Raw genomic sequence first — 14,699 nt, forward strand, 5'->3', positions numbered from 1 at the left:
GACCGGCAGCGGTCTGCTGCAGGGCCAGCAGGTCTTCGGACTCGGGATCGACCGGCGCGAGACGCCTTCCCAGACCCGAGGGCCCAGTGGCACAGTGTCCCGTCCGTCACCCACACCGCTGCGCGTCAGTCCCGGACTCTCACCGGGTTCCCGTGCCGGGACCGGGTCCCGAGCGGCTGGCCACACGACCGTAGCAGGCGACCCCGCCCCGGCAGGCCACGACCTCAGCCCTCGCGATGGGCGCTCAGCCCGTCCTCCCCGGGCGCGACCGAGTCGTGGAGCCGGATCGTGTGGTCGTAGTGCTCCTCGGCCATCGGCCGGTAGCCGATCCGCGGCTCCGTCATCACACCCTCGAGACGTACGCTCAGGTCGGCCTCGATCCGCGCCATGACCTGGGCGTCGATGGTGTCGGTGTCGGTGATCAGGTGCGGGCGGAGCGGGTCCATCCCGGTGTACCAGAACGTGCCGTGCAGCAGCGGCCACAGGACGTCCTCGATGTCTCCGCTGATCCCGCGCGGACCCAGGGTCGCGGCCCGGTCACCGGCGGTGACCACGGTCAGTGCGCGCTTGCCGACCAGGCCGCCCTTGCCGTACTTGAGCGGCTTGCCGGTCTCCGGGTCCGGTACGTCGAAGGCGAACCCCGACTCGAAGACCCGGTCGATCCAGCCCTTGAGGATGGCCGGCACCGAATACCACCACAGCGGGAACTGCACGACCAGCAACTCGGCCTCCCGCAGCCGCTCCTGGTGGCGGCGTACGTCGGCCTCGCCCTGCTCCACCAGAAGTGGATTGAAACCTTCTCGATAGAGGTCGATCTCGTCGACGCTCCAGCCGGCCGCGCGGAGCGCGTTCACGCCGACCTCGCGCAGCCGTCCGTTGAGTGATGACGCGTGCGGATGTGCCCATACCCAGAGTGCGTGCATGGGGCCCTGAACGCCGTCTGACGCGGCGGGATTCCCGCCTGGGCGTGGGCGGGCGGCGAAGCGGTCAGAGGACAAAGTCCGGATCTCGCTCAAATTAGCGGCCTCAGAGTGTTGACGTATGTGATTGCCATCACTAGCGTAAACCAGGCTTGAAACCTTTCAATTCGAGGAGTTGCCCATGCCGGACACACCCGCCGCACTGGAGCTGCGGGACGTGGCCAAGTCGTTCGGCCCCGTACGCGCCCTCCGGTCCGGAAGCCTCCGGGTCGAGGCCGGATCCATCCACGCGCTCGTGGGCGAGAACGGAGCCGGGAAGTCGACCCTGGTCAAGATCGTCGCCGGGCTCTATCGCCGCGACGCCGGCGACTACCTGCTCGCCGGGGAGCAGGTCGACTTCCGCAACACCGCCGACGCCAAGCAGGCCGGGGTCGCGGTCATCTACCAGGAGCCCACCCTCTTCCCCGACCTCTCGGTCACCGAGAACATCTTCATGGGACGCCAGCCGACCAACCGCTGGGGCAGGATCGACCGCGCCGCGATGCGCACCGAGGTCGTCGAGCTCTTCGCCAGGCTCGGCGTCCCGATCGAGCCCGACCGTCCGACCGAGGGCCTCTCGATCGCCGACCAGCAGCTCATCGAGATCGCCAAGGCGCTCTCGCTGGACGCCAAGGTCCTGATCATGGACGAGCCGACCGCCGCCCTCTCGGGCAACGAGGTCGAGCGGCTGATGAGCGTGGCGCGCACGCTGCGCGACCAGGGCTGCGCCGTGGTCTTCATCTCCCACCGCTTCGACGAGGTCTTCGCGCTCTGCGACACCATCACGGTGATGCGCGACGGCGCCTACATCTCCACCGACCCCATCTCGGCGGTCACCGAGGACGAGATCGTCCAGCGGCTCGTCGGGCGCGAGGTCTCCGACCTCTACCCGAAGCTCGAGGCCACCGTCGGCAAGCCGCTGCTCGAGGTCAAGGGCCTCACCCGCACCGGCCTCTTCCAGGACATCAGCCTCACCGTCCGGGAGGGCGAGATCGTCGGCCTCGCCGGCCTCGTCGGAGCCGGGCGCAGCGAGGTCGCGCAGGCGATCTTCGGTGTCGACCCCTACGAGAGCGGCGAGGTCACCCTCGAGGGCCGGCCGGTCCCGGCGGGTGACCCGAGACGCGCGATCGAGATGGGGCTGGCGTTCGTCCCCGAGGACCGCCGCCAGCACGGTCTCGTCCTGGATGCGCCGATCTCGCGCAACATCACGCTCCCGACGAGCGGCCGGCTCGCCCGCACCGGGCTGATCAGCACCGGCATCGAGAACCGCTCGGCCGCCGACTGGGCAGCCCGGCTCGAGGTCAAGGCCGCGACGCTCGACACCCTGGCCGGCACGCTCTCGGGCGGCAACCAGCAGAAGGTCGTCCTGGCCAAGTGGCTCTCGACCCGGCCCAAGGTGCTGATCATCGACGAGCCGACCCGAGGCATCGACGTGGGCACCAAGTCGGAGGTCCACCGTCTGCTCTCGACCCTCGCGCAGGAGGGTCTCGGGATCTTGATGATCTCCTCCGAGCTGCCCGAGGTGCTCGGTATGGCCGACCGGGTGATCGTCCTCAGCGAGGGTCACCAGACGGCCGAGCTGAGCCGCGAGGAGGCGACCCCCGAGGCCGTCATGCGCGCGGCGACCGCCCACCACTCCACCACCCTGAACGTCAGCGAGGCATCATGACCACCACGCTCGACGCGCCTGCCCCTGCCGCGCCGCAGCCACGCCACCGAGCAGCCAGCCGGCTGACCTGGCTCCTGAAGCAGCGCGAGACGGGCATCGCCGTCGCCTTCATCGCGCTGCTCGTGGTGACCACGGCGGTGAACCCCAACTTCCTGTTCAGCACGGACGGTTGGCGCGACCTCACCCTGACCCCCGCGATCCTCGTGTGCCTGGCGATCGGCCAGGCGATGGTGATCGTCACCCGCAACGTCGACCTGAGCGTCGGCTCGACCCTCGGGCTCACGGCGTACCTGGCCGGGCGTCTCTTCCTCGACACCGGGCTCCCGGTGATCCTGGTCGTGCTGATCGCCATCGCCGCGGGCGCCGTGCTCGGCCTGATCAACGGGGCGCTGGTCGCCTTCGCCAAGGTGCCGGCGCTGGTCATCACCCTCGGCACTCTCTACGTCTACCGCGGGATCATGCTCGAGTGGGCCGGCAGCGACCGGATCAACGCCTCCGACATCCCGCCGGGGCTGCTCGACTTCGGCACCGGATCGTTCCTGTTCATCCCCAACCTCGCCTGGATCTCGTTCGCGCTGCTGGCCGTGGCCATCTACCTGATGCGCTCCACCCGCGTCGGCCGCCAGTTCTACGCGATCGGCTCCGACCCCGACGCCGCCACCCTCTACGGCCTGCGTGACAAGCGCCGGGTGCTGCAGGCGTTCGCCACCTCGGGTGCGCTCGCCGGCCTCGCCGGGATCCTGTACGTCTCCCGCTACGGCACCATCAGCTCCGGTGTCGGTCAGGGCATCGAGCTCGAGGCCGTCGGCGCCGCGGTCGTGGGTGGCGTGGCCATCTTCGGCGGCAGCGGCACCGTCCTCGGGGCGGCCCTGGGGGCGTACCTCCTCACCACCATCAACCGGGCGCTCCCGGTCCTGGGCATCCCCGACTTCTGGCAGCAGGCCGTCGTCGGTGCGCTGATCATCGGCGCGATCGTCCTGGACCGTTACTTCGCCCGCCGTCAGCACGACAAGCTCCTCGCAGAGAGGGAAGAGTCATGAGTCTGCTTGCCGAGAAGGCCCAGCCGCGGACGTATGCGGCGCACGCCAAGCCGTGGTGGCAGCGAACCCTGATGACCAGGGACGCGGCGATCATCGCCCTGCTCGTGGTCGTGTGGACGTACGCCTCGGTCGCGATCCTCAACTTCTCCGACCCGATCACGGTCTACTTCCTGGTGCTCGACATCGCGCCGATCCTGCTGATCGCGCTGCCGATGACGCTGATCATCATCACCGGCGAGATCGACCTGTCGGTCGCGAGCGTCGTCGGGCTCTCCAGCGTCCTGTTCGGGGTGCTGCACCGTGAGGGCGTCCCGATGGTCGCCGCGATGGTGCTCGCCCTGCTCGCCTGCGCCGTCGCGGGTGCCCTCAACGGGGTGCTCGTCACCCGCTACGGGCTGCCGTCGCTGGCCGTCACGATCGGCACCATGGCGCTCTTCCGCGGCATCGCGGTCGGCGCGCTCGGCACCACCGCGATCACCGACTGGCCCGACGCCTGGGGCGACCTCGTCCAGGCCCGGATCGGCGACACCCAGATTCCGATGATGACGATCCCGCTGGTCGTCCTGATCCTGATCTTCGCCGTGGTCCTGCACTTCACGCCCTTCGGGCGCGGCATCTTCGCCGCTGGCCTCAGCAAGGACGCGGCCCGCTTCTCCGGGGTCAACGTCGACCGTACGAAGCTGATCCTCTTCACGCTCAGCGGGCTGGTCTCGGGGCTGGCGGGCATCTACTTCACGCTGCGCTACGGCAGCGCGCGCGGTGACAACGCCACCGGGATGGAGCTCCAGGTCATCGCGGCCGTGCTGCTCGGCGGGGTGTCCATCTTCGGTGGCCGCGGCGCGATCCCCGGGGTGATCGCCGGCGTCGTCCTGATCGGGACCATCGGCAGCGCGCTGCGCCTGGACGGGCTCAGCGCCAACCTCATCCAGATCATCACCGGCGTACTTCTCATCGCAGCGGTCATCGCGGCCAGCGTCCTCGGCTGGACCGGTCGCATCGTCGGCACCTATCGCCGGCAACAGAGCTCGGACGAACCATCCTCGAAGAACTCAAAGAAATCGGAGTGAGAGACATGACCAGCAAGTTCCGACGCGCCGGCAGTGCCGTCGCCATCGTTGCGGCCCTCGGCCTCGCCCTGTCCGCCTGCGGTGGCGGGAGCGACAGCGGCAGCGATGGCGGGGATGGCGGCGACACCACCAGCATCACCTTCATCCCGAAGAATCTCGGCAACCCCTACTTCGACGCATCCGACGCAGGTGGCAAGAAGGCTGCCGAGGAGATCGGCACCGAGTGGAAGCAGGTCGGCCCGACCGAGTCGACGCCCGACTCCCAGGTCAGCTTCATCAACACCGCGACCCAGCAGCGCGCCGGCGCCCTGGTCGTCTCGGCCAACGACCCGACCGCCATCGGTGACGCCCTCGACGAGGCCCGCAACGCCGGCACCAAGGTCGTCACGATGGACTCCGACACCGAGCCGCAGTTCCGCGACGTCTTCGTCAGCCAGGCCGACGCCGCCGGCATCGCCAAGAGCCAGGTCGACCTGATCGCCGAGCAGATCGGCGACAAGGGCGAGATCGCGATCCTCTCCGCGGCGGCCAACGCCACCAACCAGAACGAGTGGATCAAGCTGATGGAGGAGGAGTTGGCTGCCAGCCACCCCGACATCAAGCTCGTCGACACCGTGTACGGCAACGACGACGACCAGACGTCCTTCGACAAGACCGCCGGTCTGCTGCAGTCCCACCCGAACCTCAAGGGCATCATCAGCCCGACCACGGTCGGCATCGCCGCGGCCGCGCGCTACCTCTCCGACTCGCAGTACAAGGGCAAGGTCGCGCTGACCGGTCTCGGCACCCCCAACCAGATGCGGGAGTACGTCAAGGACGGCACCGTCAAGGCCTTCGCGCTGTGGGACCCCGAGCAGCTCGGCTACCTGGCCGCCTACACCGCCGACGCGCTCGCCTCCGGCGACATCGAGGGCAAGGAGGGCGACACCTTCGAGGCCGGTGACCTGGGTGAATACACCGTCGGTGCCGACGGCGTCGTCGTCCTGGGCGAGCCGACGGTCTTCGACGAGTCGAACATCGACGACTTCGACTTCTGAGTCGCGCGCACGTGTAACACGCTGTTCGTAGGACTACTCGCCCTATGGGAACGACCGGATAGACCTACGAACGACGTGTTACCCGAGTTCGCCGCCGAGCTGTGAGAGCAGCTCGGCGGCGTACTGCATGCAGCGCTCGGGGTCGGGCTCCAGATCGGTGAGGGCGTGGACCCCGGTGGCACCGGCCTGCTCGGCCTCGGCAGGGGAGAGGGTGGTGCGGCCGCAGACCACGGTCGCCGGGATCCCGGCGCGCCTGGCCGCCTCGAGCACACCCATCGGAGCCTTTCCGGACAGCGTCTGGTGATCGAAGGAGCCCTCGCCGGTGACGACCAGGTCGGCACCCGCGAGCGACTCGTCGAAGCCCACGAGGCCGAGCAGCAGCTCGACGCCGCGCTCGACCCGTCCGCCCAGCACCGCAAGGGCGGCGAACCCGACGCCCCCAGCCGCTCCGGCCCCGGGGGTGTCGTCCTGGGCGGAGCGGCCGAGAGCGTCGGAGACGAGGGAGGCGTACGTCGTCAGGGACGCCTCGAGGATGGCCTGCTCCCGCGGGCCGGCCCCCTTCTGTGCCGAGAAGGTGGCGACGGCGCCGCGAGGGCCGAGGAGCGGGTTGTCGACGTCACAGGCGACCACGATCTCGATGTCCCGCAGACGCGGGTCGAGACGATCGAGGTCGATCCGTGCCAGGCTCTGGAGAGCCGCTCCGCCTTCCGCGAGCTCTGCCCCGGTGGTGTCGAGGAAGCGCGCGCCGAGGGCGCGGAGCATGCCCGCTCCGCCGTCGTTGCTGGCGCTGCCGCCGAGCCCGATGACGACCGTGCGGGCGCCGCCGTCGATGGCGGCCAGCACGGCCTCACCGAGACCTCGTGAGGACGCGGTCAGCGGGGCGAGCCGGCCGCCGGGCAGACGGAGCAGCCCGCAGGTGTCGGCGAGCTCGACGACGGCCAGGTCGCCGCGGACGGCATAGTGCGCCGCCACCGGCTCGAGCGTCGGGCCGGCCACCTCGACCGGCACCAGGTCGAAGCCGGCGCCGGCCAGCGCCGCGACGGTGCCGTCGCCGCCGTCGGCGATGGGCACGATGCGTACCTCGGTCTCGGGGTTCGCCGCGAGGATCCCGGCGGCCACCGCCTCGTCGACCTCGCGCGCGGTCAGGGAGCCCTTGAACTTGTCGCAGGCGACGACGACGAGCGGACGCGCCGGCATCACAGGTGGGGGAGGACGAGGTCGCGGTAGCGCTGCGTCATGGTGGCGAGCACCTCGTCGGGGTCGCTCGCCCAGACCGCCTCGTTGAAGATCTCGACCTCGACGTCACCGGTGTAGCCGGTCGCGGCGACCATCCGGGTGATCGGCGCGAAGTCGATGACCCCGTCGCCCATCATCCCGCGCGCGAGCAGCGCGTCGGAGGGGATCGGCAGGTTGAAGTCGCAGACCTGGTACGCCGCGATCCGGCCCTCCGCGCCGGCACGCTCCACCTGGGCGGCGAGGTCGGGGTCCCAGAAGACGTGGAAGGTGTCCACGACGACCGCGACCGCGTCGACCGGGTGCGGCGCGGCCAGGTCCAGCGCCTGGCCGAGGGTCGAGAGCACCGCCCGGTCGGCGACGTACATCGGGTGCAGCGGCTCCAGGACGAGCTTCACACCGTGGTCGCGGGCGTACGGTGCCAGCTCGGCGAGCCGCTCGGCGACCCGCTCCCGGGCACCGGCCAGATCCACATCGCCCTCGGGGAGACCGCCGACGACCATCACCAGCGCGTCGGTGCCGAGCGTCGCGGCCTCGTCGATCGCCCGCTTGTTGTCCTCGAGGGCGCCGGCGATCCCGGCCTCGTCGGCCGCCGTCAGGAAGCCGCCGCGGCAGAGCGAGGAGACGCGCAGACCGGCGTCGCGGACGAGCTTGGCGGCCTTCTCCACGCCGGCCTCGTGCACCCGGTCGCGCCACAGCCCCAGGGCGGGGATGCCGGCGCGAGCGGCACCGTCGACGGCCTCGGCGAGGGTCCAGGAGTTGGTCGTCTTGGTGTTGAGCGAGAGGCGTTCCAGCCCGGTGATGCCGTCGGTCACTGGTCGACTCCTTGCACGGTGAGGAAGGCGCGCATGCGTGCGGCCGCGAGGTCGGGGCTGGTCAGCAGGCCGGCCGCGTCGGCCAGCCGGAACACCTCGGCCAGATGGGGCACCGAGCGGCCGGCGTGCAGACCGCCGGCCATCGAGAAGCCCGGCTGGTGGCCGTTCAGCCAGGAGAGGAAGGCGATCCCGGTCTTGTAGTAGTAGGTGGGCGCCTCGAAGATCTTCCGGCCGAGCGCCTGGGTGCTCTCCAGGACCTGGCGCGCGGTGTCGGGGTCGTCGGCGTCGAGCGCCTGCAGCGCGGCCGAGGCGGCCGGGTAGATCGCCGCGAAGATGCCGAGCAGCGCGTGCGAGAAGTCGCCCTCGCCGGTGCCCTCGCCGACGATCAGCTCGGGGTAGTTGAAGTCGTCCCCCGTGTAGAGCCGTACGCCTTCGGGCAGCGCCCGGCGCAGCCCGACCTCGTGCTCGGCGTCGAGGAGCGAGACCTTGACGCCGTCGACCTTGCCGGGGCGGGCCCGGACGACCTCGAGGAACGTCTCGGTCGCCTCCGCGACCGAGGCGGAGCCCCAGTAGCCGGCCAGCGCGGGGTCGAACATGTCGCCCAGCCAGTGCAGGATCACGGGGCCCTCGGCCTCGTCGAGCAGGGTCGCGTAGACCTCGGCGTAGTCCTCGGCGCTGCGGGCGACCCGGGCGAGTGCGCGCGAGGCCATCACGATCGTGGTCGCGCCGGTGTCGGCGACGACCTTCATCTGCTCGCGGTAGGCGTCGATGACGGTGGCCAGACCTTGTCTGCCTTCGGGGAGAGCGGACAGGAGGAGCTGGTCGGTGCCGGCGCCGCAGGCGATGGAGCCGCCGACGGTGGCCGCCTCGGCGGCCGAGCGGCGGATCAGCTCGGCCGCGGCGGTCCAGTCGACGCCCATGCCGCGCTGGGCGGTGTCCATCGCCTCGGCGACGCCGAGACCGTAGGACCACAGCTCGTGCCGGTAGGCGACGGTGCGGTCCCAGTCGATGTCCGCGGGCGCCCCGGGCACGTTCTCGGCGAGCGTGCGGGGGACGACGTGGGCGGCGGCGTACGCGGTGCGGGAGGTGAACGGCGCACTCGGCTTCGTCCACTCTCTGGGGGCCGCGAGCGTGTGCCGCTCGGTGCCGCCGTCGGGCAGCGGGAGGCGTACGGAGGTCACAGCTGGATCTCTCCGAGCTCGATCCGGCGGCCCTCGACCGATGAGGTGAGACCGGCCTCGGCGAGCCTCACTCCGCGGACGCCCGCCATGAAGTCGTAGGGGTGCTCGCCGTCACCCTCGACGTAGCGGATGAACTGCTCCCACTGGGCCTTGAAGCCGTTGTCGAAGGGCTGGTTGTCAGGGACCTCGTTCCACAGCTCGCGGAACCGGATCGACTCGACGAGGTCGGGGTTCCAGACCGGCTTCGGGGTCAGGTTGCGGTCCTGGGTGACGCAGTGGTGCAGGCCGGCGACGGCGGAGCCGTGGGTGCCGTCGACGTGGAACTCCACGAGCTCGCCGCGGTTGACCCGGGTGGCCCAGGAGGAGTTGATCTGGGCGACGATCCCGCCCTCGAGCTCGAAGATGCCGTAGGCGGAGTCGTCGGCGGTCGCTGCGTACGGCGCCCCCTTCTCGTCCCAGCGCTCGGGGATGTGGGTCACGACCTTGGCGGTGACGGCCTCGACCCTGCCGAAGAGGTTCTCCAGGACGTAGTTCCAGTGGGGGAACATGTCGACGGTGATGCCGCCGCCGTCCTCCTTGCGGTAGTTCCAGCTCGGCCGCTGGGCGGGCTGCAGGTCGCCCTCGAAGACCCAGTAGCCGAACTCGCCGCGCACGCTGAGGATGCGGCCGAAGAAGCCCGACTCGACCAGTCGGCGCAATTTCAGCAGGCCGGGCAGGTAGAGCTTGTCGTGGACGACGCCGCTCTTCACGCCCGCCTCGGCCGCCAGCCGGGCCAGGCGCAGCGAGCCCTCGACGTCGTCGGCGATCGGCTTCTCGGTGTAGACGTGCTTGCCGGCCGCGATGGCCTTGGTGATCGCGGTCTCGCGGACGTTGGTCAGCTGGGAGTCGAAGTAGACCGTGTCCTCGGCGTTGCCGAGGGCTTCGTCGAGGTCGGTGGTCCAACGGTCCAGGCCATGCTCCTTGGCGATGTCCTGGAGCTTCTCGGCATTGCGTCCGACCAGGATCGGGTCGGGCAGGATCCGGGTGCCGTCGGAGAGCTCGACACCGCCCTGCTCCTGGATCGCCAGGATGCTGCGCACCAGGTGCTGGCGGTAGCCCATGCGTCCGGTGACGCCGTTCATGATGATGCCGAGCCGTCGTGTGGCCATGTGATCGATCCTCGTCTGCTGGAGAGCGATGGGGGAAAGCGCTTTCCGATACGGTAGGACAGATGTGATGCCCGTCGCAAGAGGGCGTCCCGTCAGGCCGGTGCTCGACCCGCCGAGTCGGCGCGCCTGTCTCGGCTGTGAGCGTCGAGTCGGCGCGTATGTTCCATGGCGCAGCGCCGAGTCGCTACCGATCCTCGGGACAGTTGCGCCGAGTCGGCACGGGATGCTGGGACAGTTGCGCCGAGTCGGGCTGGTCAGGAGCGCGGGGGAGTGCTCTCCCGCAGCACGACCTCGCCGTGGACCGACCGTTTACGAAGCTCCGCCGACGGCTTGCCGAGCACGAGCTCGAGCGCGAGCCGGCCGATCTCGGCCAAGGGGAGACGTACGGTGGTCAGCCCGGGGGTCACATCGCGCAGCGTCGCGATGTCGTCGAAGCCGGCGACGGCCAGGTCGGGCCCGACCTCGACGCCGGCCTGCCGGCAGGCGGCCAGGGCGCCGACCGCCATCAGGTCGTTGACCGCGAAGACGCAGTCCACCTCGGCGCCGTCGTTGCGGCGCTCCTCGAGCAGCCGGGTCATCGCCCGGCGGCCGCCGTCGCGGCTGAACTCGTCGGAGACGTACGTCGGTTCCGAGCCGGTCGCCTCCCGCCACCCCTCCGCGAAGCCGGCGTGGCGCTCGGCCGAGACCAGGAGGTCCTCGGGGCCGGTGAGCACCGCGGCGCGGCGGTAGCCGAGGCCGACCAGCTGCTCGGCCAGCGCCTTGGCGCCGCCGTGGTTGTCGATCACGACGGTGTCGACCGGCAGCCGCGGCTGGCTGATCGCGGCCGCACGGCCCCCGCCGTCCAGGTAGGACGTCAGCAGGTCGGCGATCTCGCCGGTGTGGCGTACGTCGGCCGTGTCGCTGCCCGCCAGCACGATCGCCCGGCTGCGCTGGCGTCGCAGCGCGGCCAGGAACTTCTGCTCGCGCTCGGGCTGGCCGCCGGTGTTGCACAGCATCACCAGCAGACCGTGCTTCTCGGCCTCGTCGGCCAGGCCGCCGGCGATGGTGGAGAAGTAGGGGTCGGAGATGTCCTTCACCAGCAGCCCGACCGTCTCGGTCGAGCCGCGCGCCATCGCCTGGGCGTTGGCGTTGGGGGTGTAGCCGAGCTTGTTCGCCGCGGCCAGGACCCGTTCCTGCAGCTCGGGGCGCACCACCCGGTCGCTCCCGTTCAACGCGCGCGACGCGGTGGCCAGCGAGACCCCTGCCTCACGGGCGACATCGCTCAGCGTCGCTGCGCGTTCTCCGGCCAACTGACTCTCCTTCGGCTTCCGCTCCTGGAGCCTAAGGCATCCGACAACGACGTACGCCTACCTCCGCTTCTCCTCACCCGCCCCCGCCGACCCGGCGCGTCTGTCCCGCCAGAACCGGTCGAGTCGGCGCGTCTGCCCCGATGACCGGGACAGACGCGCCGAGTGGGCGCCGGAACGTGAGACATCAGCGCCGACTCGGGAGTCGGCTGCGGGACAGTTGCGCCGACTCGGGCGATCAGGCGCGGCGACCGAGGGTGGAGGCGCGGGCGACGAGCTCGGGGGTGAAGACGACCTGCTCGTGCTGGTGGGCGGGGTCGCCGACCTCGTCGAGGAGCAGCTCGGCGGCTCGGCGGCCGAGGTCTTGGCGGGGCTGGCGGACGGAGGTGAGCGGCACGGCCGCGGCGGCAGCGAACTCGATGTCGTCGTAGCCGACGATGGCGAGGTCGCCGGGCACGGTCCGGCCGCTGGAGATCGTCTGCTGGAGCAGTCCGAGCGCGAGCAGGTCGTTGGCGCAGAAGGCAGCGGTGGGACGGCGCCGGGCCGGCAGGCCGACGAGCCGCTCGCCGGCGGCACGGCCGGCGGCGACGGTCGGGGCCTCGCAGGAGAGCGTGATCAGGTCCTCGGGCGGGAGCCCGGCCTCGGCCCAGGCCTGCCGGGCTCCCTCGCCTCGGTCGCGGACCTGTCCGATCGACTCCGGCCCACCGACGTACGCCACCCGCTGGTGGCCCGCGTCGATGAGGTGCTCGACGGCGAGCCGCCCGCCCAGGACGTCGTCGACGGCGACGGAGCAGAACGACGATCCCGCCCGGGTGCGGTCGACGATGACGACCGGGGTGCCTCGCTCGATCAGCTGGTCGAGCTGCGGGTCGTCGGGGTCGACCGGGGTGATCAGGATGCCCTGGACCCGCTGCTGCTGCAGGTGGGCCAGGTGGGCGCCCTCGCGGGCCGAGCGGCCGTCGCTGTTGCACAGGAACAGCGAGAGCCCGGCCGACTCGGCGGCCAGCTCGATGCCACGGGCCACGTCGGTGAAGAACGGGTTGCCGGCGTCGAGCATGACGTAGGCCAGCGACTGGGTGCTGCCGGTGCGCAGCGAGCGCGCCGACTCGTTGCGCACGAAGCCGAGGTCGGCCATGGCGCGCTCGACCCGCTCGCGCGTGGTCCGGCTGACCCGGTCGGGGCGGTTGAGCACGTTGGACACCGTGCCGAGGGAGACGCCTGCGGTGGCCGCGACATCCTTGACCGAGGCGCTGCGCGGTGAACCCGCGCCGGGGGTGATCGCCACCTGGGCTCCTTCCTGAAACGTTCAATCGCAGCATAGGCCGTGGGCGGCGCTGTGACGAGGAGGGACGCTACCCGGATTGACCGATGTCGGACATGCTCACTAGCGTCGGTGTCTAAATCGTTTCATCGGAGGTTGTCATGGAGCGCGTCTGCTTCCAGCTGCAGGTCAGGCCCGATCGCATCGAGGAGTACAAGCGGCGCCACGCGGCAGTCTGGCCCGACATGCTCCAGGCGCTCGCGGCGACCGGGTGGCACAACTACTCCCTGTTCCTGCGCCCCGACGGCCTGCTCATCGGGTACGTCGAGACCCCGTCCATCGAGGCTGCTCAGGCCGGGATGGCGGCCACCGAGGTCAACGCCCGCTGGCAGGCGGAGATGGCGGAGTTCTTCGAGGACCTCGACGGTGTCGCTCCCGACGAGGGCTTCCTCCGCCTCGAGGAGGTCTTCCACCTCGAGGACCAGCTCGCCCCCTGACGCCGAGGAGTCAGTTCTCGACGCCGAGAGGTCAGTTCCTGACCTCGAGGCGTCGATTCCTGTGCGCCGAAACGGGGCCGCGGCCAAGAACTGACTTCTCGCGGCCAAGAACTGACTTCTCGCGGTCGGGAACCGACCTCTCGCGGTGAGCACTGAAACGGAACGAAGTTCGCGCTGCTCTTGACGCAAGTGACGTGCGCCACTAACGTCGGATGCGCGCTTTGAAACCTTTCAACCGCACATAGAGAGGCTCTCCGATGACGACGTTCGACCAGATCTCGGGCGACCTGGCCGCCCTCGAGATCGAGGTCCCCTCGTGGGCCTACGGAAACTCGGGGACCCGGTTCAAGGTCTTCGGCACCCCGGGCACACCGCGCACCCCCGAGGAGAAGGTCGCCGACGCGGCCACCGTCCACCGCTTCACCGGCCTGGCGCCGAGCGTCGCGCTGCACATCCCGTGGGACAGGGTCGAGGACTACGCGGCCCTGCGCGGCTACGCCGAGGACCAGGGGATCGCGCTCGGCACGATCAACTCCAACACCTTCCAGGACGACGACTACAAGCTCGGCGCGCTCACCCATGCCGACGCCAAGATCCGGCAGAAGGCGATCGACCACCACTTCGAGTGCATCGAGGTGATGAACGCGACCGGCTCGCGCGACCTGAAGATCTGGCTCGCCGAGGGGTCCAACTATCCGGGCCAGGCCGACATGCGCGGCCGTCAGGACCGGCTCGCGGAGTCGCTGGCGACCATCTACGAGCGCCTCGGTGAGGAGCAGCGCCTGGTGCTCGAGTACAAGTTCTTCGAGCCGGCGTTCTACCACACCGACGTCCCCGACTGGGGCACCTCGTTCGCCCAGGTCAGCGCGCTCGGCGAGCGGGCCGTCGTGTGTCTCGACACCGGCCACCACGCGCCCGGCACCAACATCGAGTTCATCGTGATGCAGTTGCTGCGGCTCGGGAAGCTCGGCTCCTTCGACTTCAACAGCCGCTTCTACGCCGATGACGACCTGATCGTCGGCGCGGCCGACCCGTTCCAGCTCTTCCGGATCCTCGTCGAGGTGGTCCGCGGCGGCGGGTTCAAGCCGGTCGAGGAGGGCGGGGTCGCCTTCATGCTCGACCAGTGCCACAACATCGAGAAGAAGATCCCGGGCCAGATCCGGTCCGTGCTCAACGTCCAGGAGATGTCCGCACGGGCGCTCCTCCTCGACACCGATGCTCTCGCCCAGGCGCAGGAGGACGGCGACGTACTCCTGGCCAACGAGATCTTCATGGACGCCTTCTACACCGACGTACGCGCCGACCTCGGCGAGTGGCGTGAGGGCCGTGGCCTGCCCGCGGACCCGATGCGCGCCTACCTCGCCAGCGGCTACCAGGACCAGATCGAGGCCGCCCGTGTCGGCGGCACCCAGGCGGGCTGGAGCTGAATGTTCGTCAAGGTACGCAGACCAGCCGTCACTTCCCATGCGGAACTCCGCGTGGGAAGTGACTGCTCGGCTGCATACC

Annotated in this window: 13 protein-coding genes and 1 riboswitch; of the genes, 6 read left to right on the top strand and 7 right to left on the bottom strand. The window is 70.3% G+C overall.

Annotated elements, in window-relative coordinates; all coding sequences use genetic code 11:
* Nucleotides 1-9: 9 nt before the first annotated feature.
* A riboswitch (cobalamin riboswitch) is annotated at nucleotides 10-196 on the bottom strand.
* 28 nt (nucleotides 197-224) lie between these two features.
* Nucleotides 225-923, bottom strand: coding sequence for an NAD(P)H-dependent oxidoreductase (locus ACZ6WN_RS23955; protein WP_465868225.1), 699 nt, complete (start codon nucleotides 921-923; stop codon nucleotides 225-227).
* A gap of 178 nt (nucleotides 924-1,101) precedes the next feature.
* Here ACZ6WN_RS23955 and ACZ6WN_RS23960 point away from each other — a divergent pair, with 178 nt between their 5' ends.
* The 4 genes from ACZ6WN_RS23960 to rhaS are packed head-to-tail and all read left to right on the top strand — an operon-like array spanning nucleotide 1,102 to nucleotide 5,772.
* On the top strand, nucleotides 1,102-2,628 hold the full coding sequence (locus tag ACZ6WN_RS23960) for a sugar ABC transporter ATP-binding protein (RefSeq protein WP_465868226.1): 1,527 nt from the start codon (nucleotides 1,102-1,104) through the stop codon (nucleotides 2,626-2,628).
* Nucleotides 2,625-3,668, top strand: coding sequence for an ABC transporter permease (locus tag ACZ6WN_RS23965; protein ID WP_465868228.1), 1,044 nt, complete (start codon nucleotides 2,625-2,627; stop codon nucleotides 3,666-3,668). The genes ACZ6WN_RS23960 and ACZ6WN_RS23965 overlap by 4 nt, the downstream gene beginning before the upstream one ends.
* Nucleotides 3,665-4,735, top strand: coding sequence for an ABC transporter permease (locus tag ACZ6WN_RS23970; RefSeq protein ID WP_465868230.1), 1,071 nt, complete (start codon nucleotides 3,665-3,667; stop codon nucleotides 4,733-4,735). The genes ACZ6WN_RS23965 and ACZ6WN_RS23970 overlap by 4 nt, the downstream gene beginning before the upstream one ends.
* Nucleotides 4,736-4,740: 5 nt before the next feature.
* Nucleotides 4,741-5,772 (top strand): rhamnose ABC transporter substrate-binding protein, encoded by a 1,032-nt coding sequence (rhaS, locus tag ACZ6WN_RS23975; protein WP_465868232.1) that lies wholly within the window; start codon nucleotides 4,741-4,743, stop codon nucleotides 5,770-5,772.
* Between the two features lie 78 nt (nucleotides 5,773-5,850).
* On the opposite strand, the gene ACZ6WN_RS23980 is transcribed toward rhaS, so the two are convergent.
* From ACZ6WN_RS23980 to ACZ6WN_RS24005, 6 genes are all read right to left on the bottom strand, one after another.
* Nucleotides 5,851-6,969 (bottom strand): glycerate kinase, encoded by a 1,119-nt coding sequence (locus tag ACZ6WN_RS23980; protein WP_465868233.1) that lies wholly within the window; start codon nucleotides 6,967-6,969, stop codon nucleotides 5,851-5,853.
* Nucleotides 6,969-7,820 carry a sugar phosphate isomerase/epimerase family protein gene (locus ACZ6WN_RS23985; protein WP_465868235.1) on the bottom strand — a complete coding sequence of 284 codons (852 nt, stop codon included), beginning with the start codon at nucleotides 7,818-7,820 and terminating at the stop codon, nucleotides 6,969-6,971. The genes ACZ6WN_RS23980 and ACZ6WN_RS23985 overlap by 1 nt, the downstream gene beginning before the upstream one ends.
* On the bottom strand, nucleotides 7,817-9,001 hold the full coding sequence (locus tag ACZ6WN_RS23990; RefSeq protein ID WP_465868237.1) for a dihydrodipicolinate synthase family protein: 1,185 nt from the start codon (nucleotides 8,999-9,001) through the stop codon (nucleotides 7,817-7,819). Before ACZ6WN_RS23990 ends, ACZ6WN_RS23985 begins: the two co-directional genes overlap by 4 nt.
* A complete protein-coding gene (locus ACZ6WN_RS23995) occupies nucleotides 8,998-10,149 on the bottom strand; it encodes a Gfo/Idh/MocA family protein (protein ID WP_465868239.1) in 1,152 nt (383 codons plus the stop codon). The genes ACZ6WN_RS23990 and ACZ6WN_RS23995 overlap by 4 nt, the downstream gene beginning before the upstream one ends.
* Before the next feature lie 254 nt (nucleotides 10,150-10,403).
* Complete coding sequence (locus ACZ6WN_RS24000) at nucleotides 10,404-11,438, bottom strand: LacI family DNA-binding transcriptional regulator (RefSeq protein WP_465868241.1); 1,035 nt, start codon at nucleotides 11,436-11,438, stop codon at nucleotides 10,404-10,406.
* 235 nt (nucleotides 11,439-11,673) lie between these two features.
* On the bottom strand, nucleotides 11,674-12,720 hold the full coding sequence (locus ACZ6WN_RS24005) for a LacI family DNA-binding transcriptional regulator (RefSeq protein WP_465868242.1): 1,047 nt from the start codon (nucleotides 12,718-12,720) through the stop codon (nucleotides 11,674-11,676).
* Between the two features lie 137 nt (nucleotides 12,721-12,857).
* On the opposite strand from ACZ6WN_RS24005, the gene ACZ6WN_RS24010 reads away from it, so the two are divergent.
* Both ACZ6WN_RS24010 and rhaI read left to right on the top strand, forming a co-directional pair.
* The gene (locus tag ACZ6WN_RS24010; protein WP_465868243.1) at nucleotides 12,858-13,193 is read left to right on the top strand and encodes an L-rhamnose mutarotase; all 336 of its coding nucleotides are present in this window, start codon (nucleotides 12,858-12,860) and stop codon (nucleotides 13,191-13,193) included.
* A gap of 257 nt (nucleotides 13,194-13,450) precedes the next feature.
* Nucleotides 13,451-14,620 carry an L-rhamnose isomerase gene (gene rhaI / locus ACZ6WN_RS24015; RefSeq protein WP_465868245.1) on the top strand — a complete coding sequence of 390 codons (1,170 nt, stop codon included), beginning with the start codon at nucleotides 13,451-13,453 and terminating at the stop codon, nucleotides 14,618-14,620.
* Nucleotides 14,621-14,699: the final 79 nt, after the last annotated feature.

Source organism: Nocardioides sp. NPDC054178, assembly GCF_055585005.1.

Bases quoted from the DNA above. Each gene is read 5' to 3' on its own strand.
- ACZ6WN_RS23955 (WP_465868225.1), bottom strand. From the start codon at position 923: ATGCACGCACTCTGGGTATGGGCACATCCGCACGCGTCATCACTCAAC.
- ACZ6WN_RS23960 (WP_465868226.1), top strand. From the start codon at position 1,102: ATGCCGGACACACCCGCCGCACTGGAGCTGCGGGACGTGGCCAAGTCG.
- ACZ6WN_RS23965 (WP_465868228.1), top strand. From the start codon at position 2,625: ATGACCACCACGCTCGACGCGCCTGCCCCTGCCGCGCCGCAGCCACGC.
- ACZ6WN_RS23970 (WP_465868230.1), top strand. From the start codon at position 3,665: ATGAGTCTGCTTGCCGAGAAGGCCCAGCCGCGGACGTATGCGGCGCAC.
- rhaS (WP_465868232.1), top strand. From the start codon at position 4,741: ATGACCAGCAAGTTCCGACGCGCCGGCAGTGCCGTCGCCATCGTTGCG.
- ACZ6WN_RS23980 (WP_465868233.1), bottom strand. From the start codon at position 6,969: ATGCCGGCGCGTCCGCTCGTCGTCGTCGCCTGCGACAAGTTCAAGGGC.
- ACZ6WN_RS23995 (WP_465868239.1), bottom strand. From the start codon at position 10,149: ATGGCCACACGACGGCTCGGCATCATCATGAACGGCGTCACCGGACGC.
- ACZ6WN_RS24010 (WP_465868243.1), top strand. From the start codon at position 12,858: ATGGAGCGCGTCTGCTTCCAGCTGCAGGTCAGGCCCGATCGCATCGAG.
- rhaI (WP_465868245.1), top strand. From the start codon at position 13,451: ATGACGACGTTCGACCAGATCTCGGGCGACCTGGCCGCCCTCGAGATC.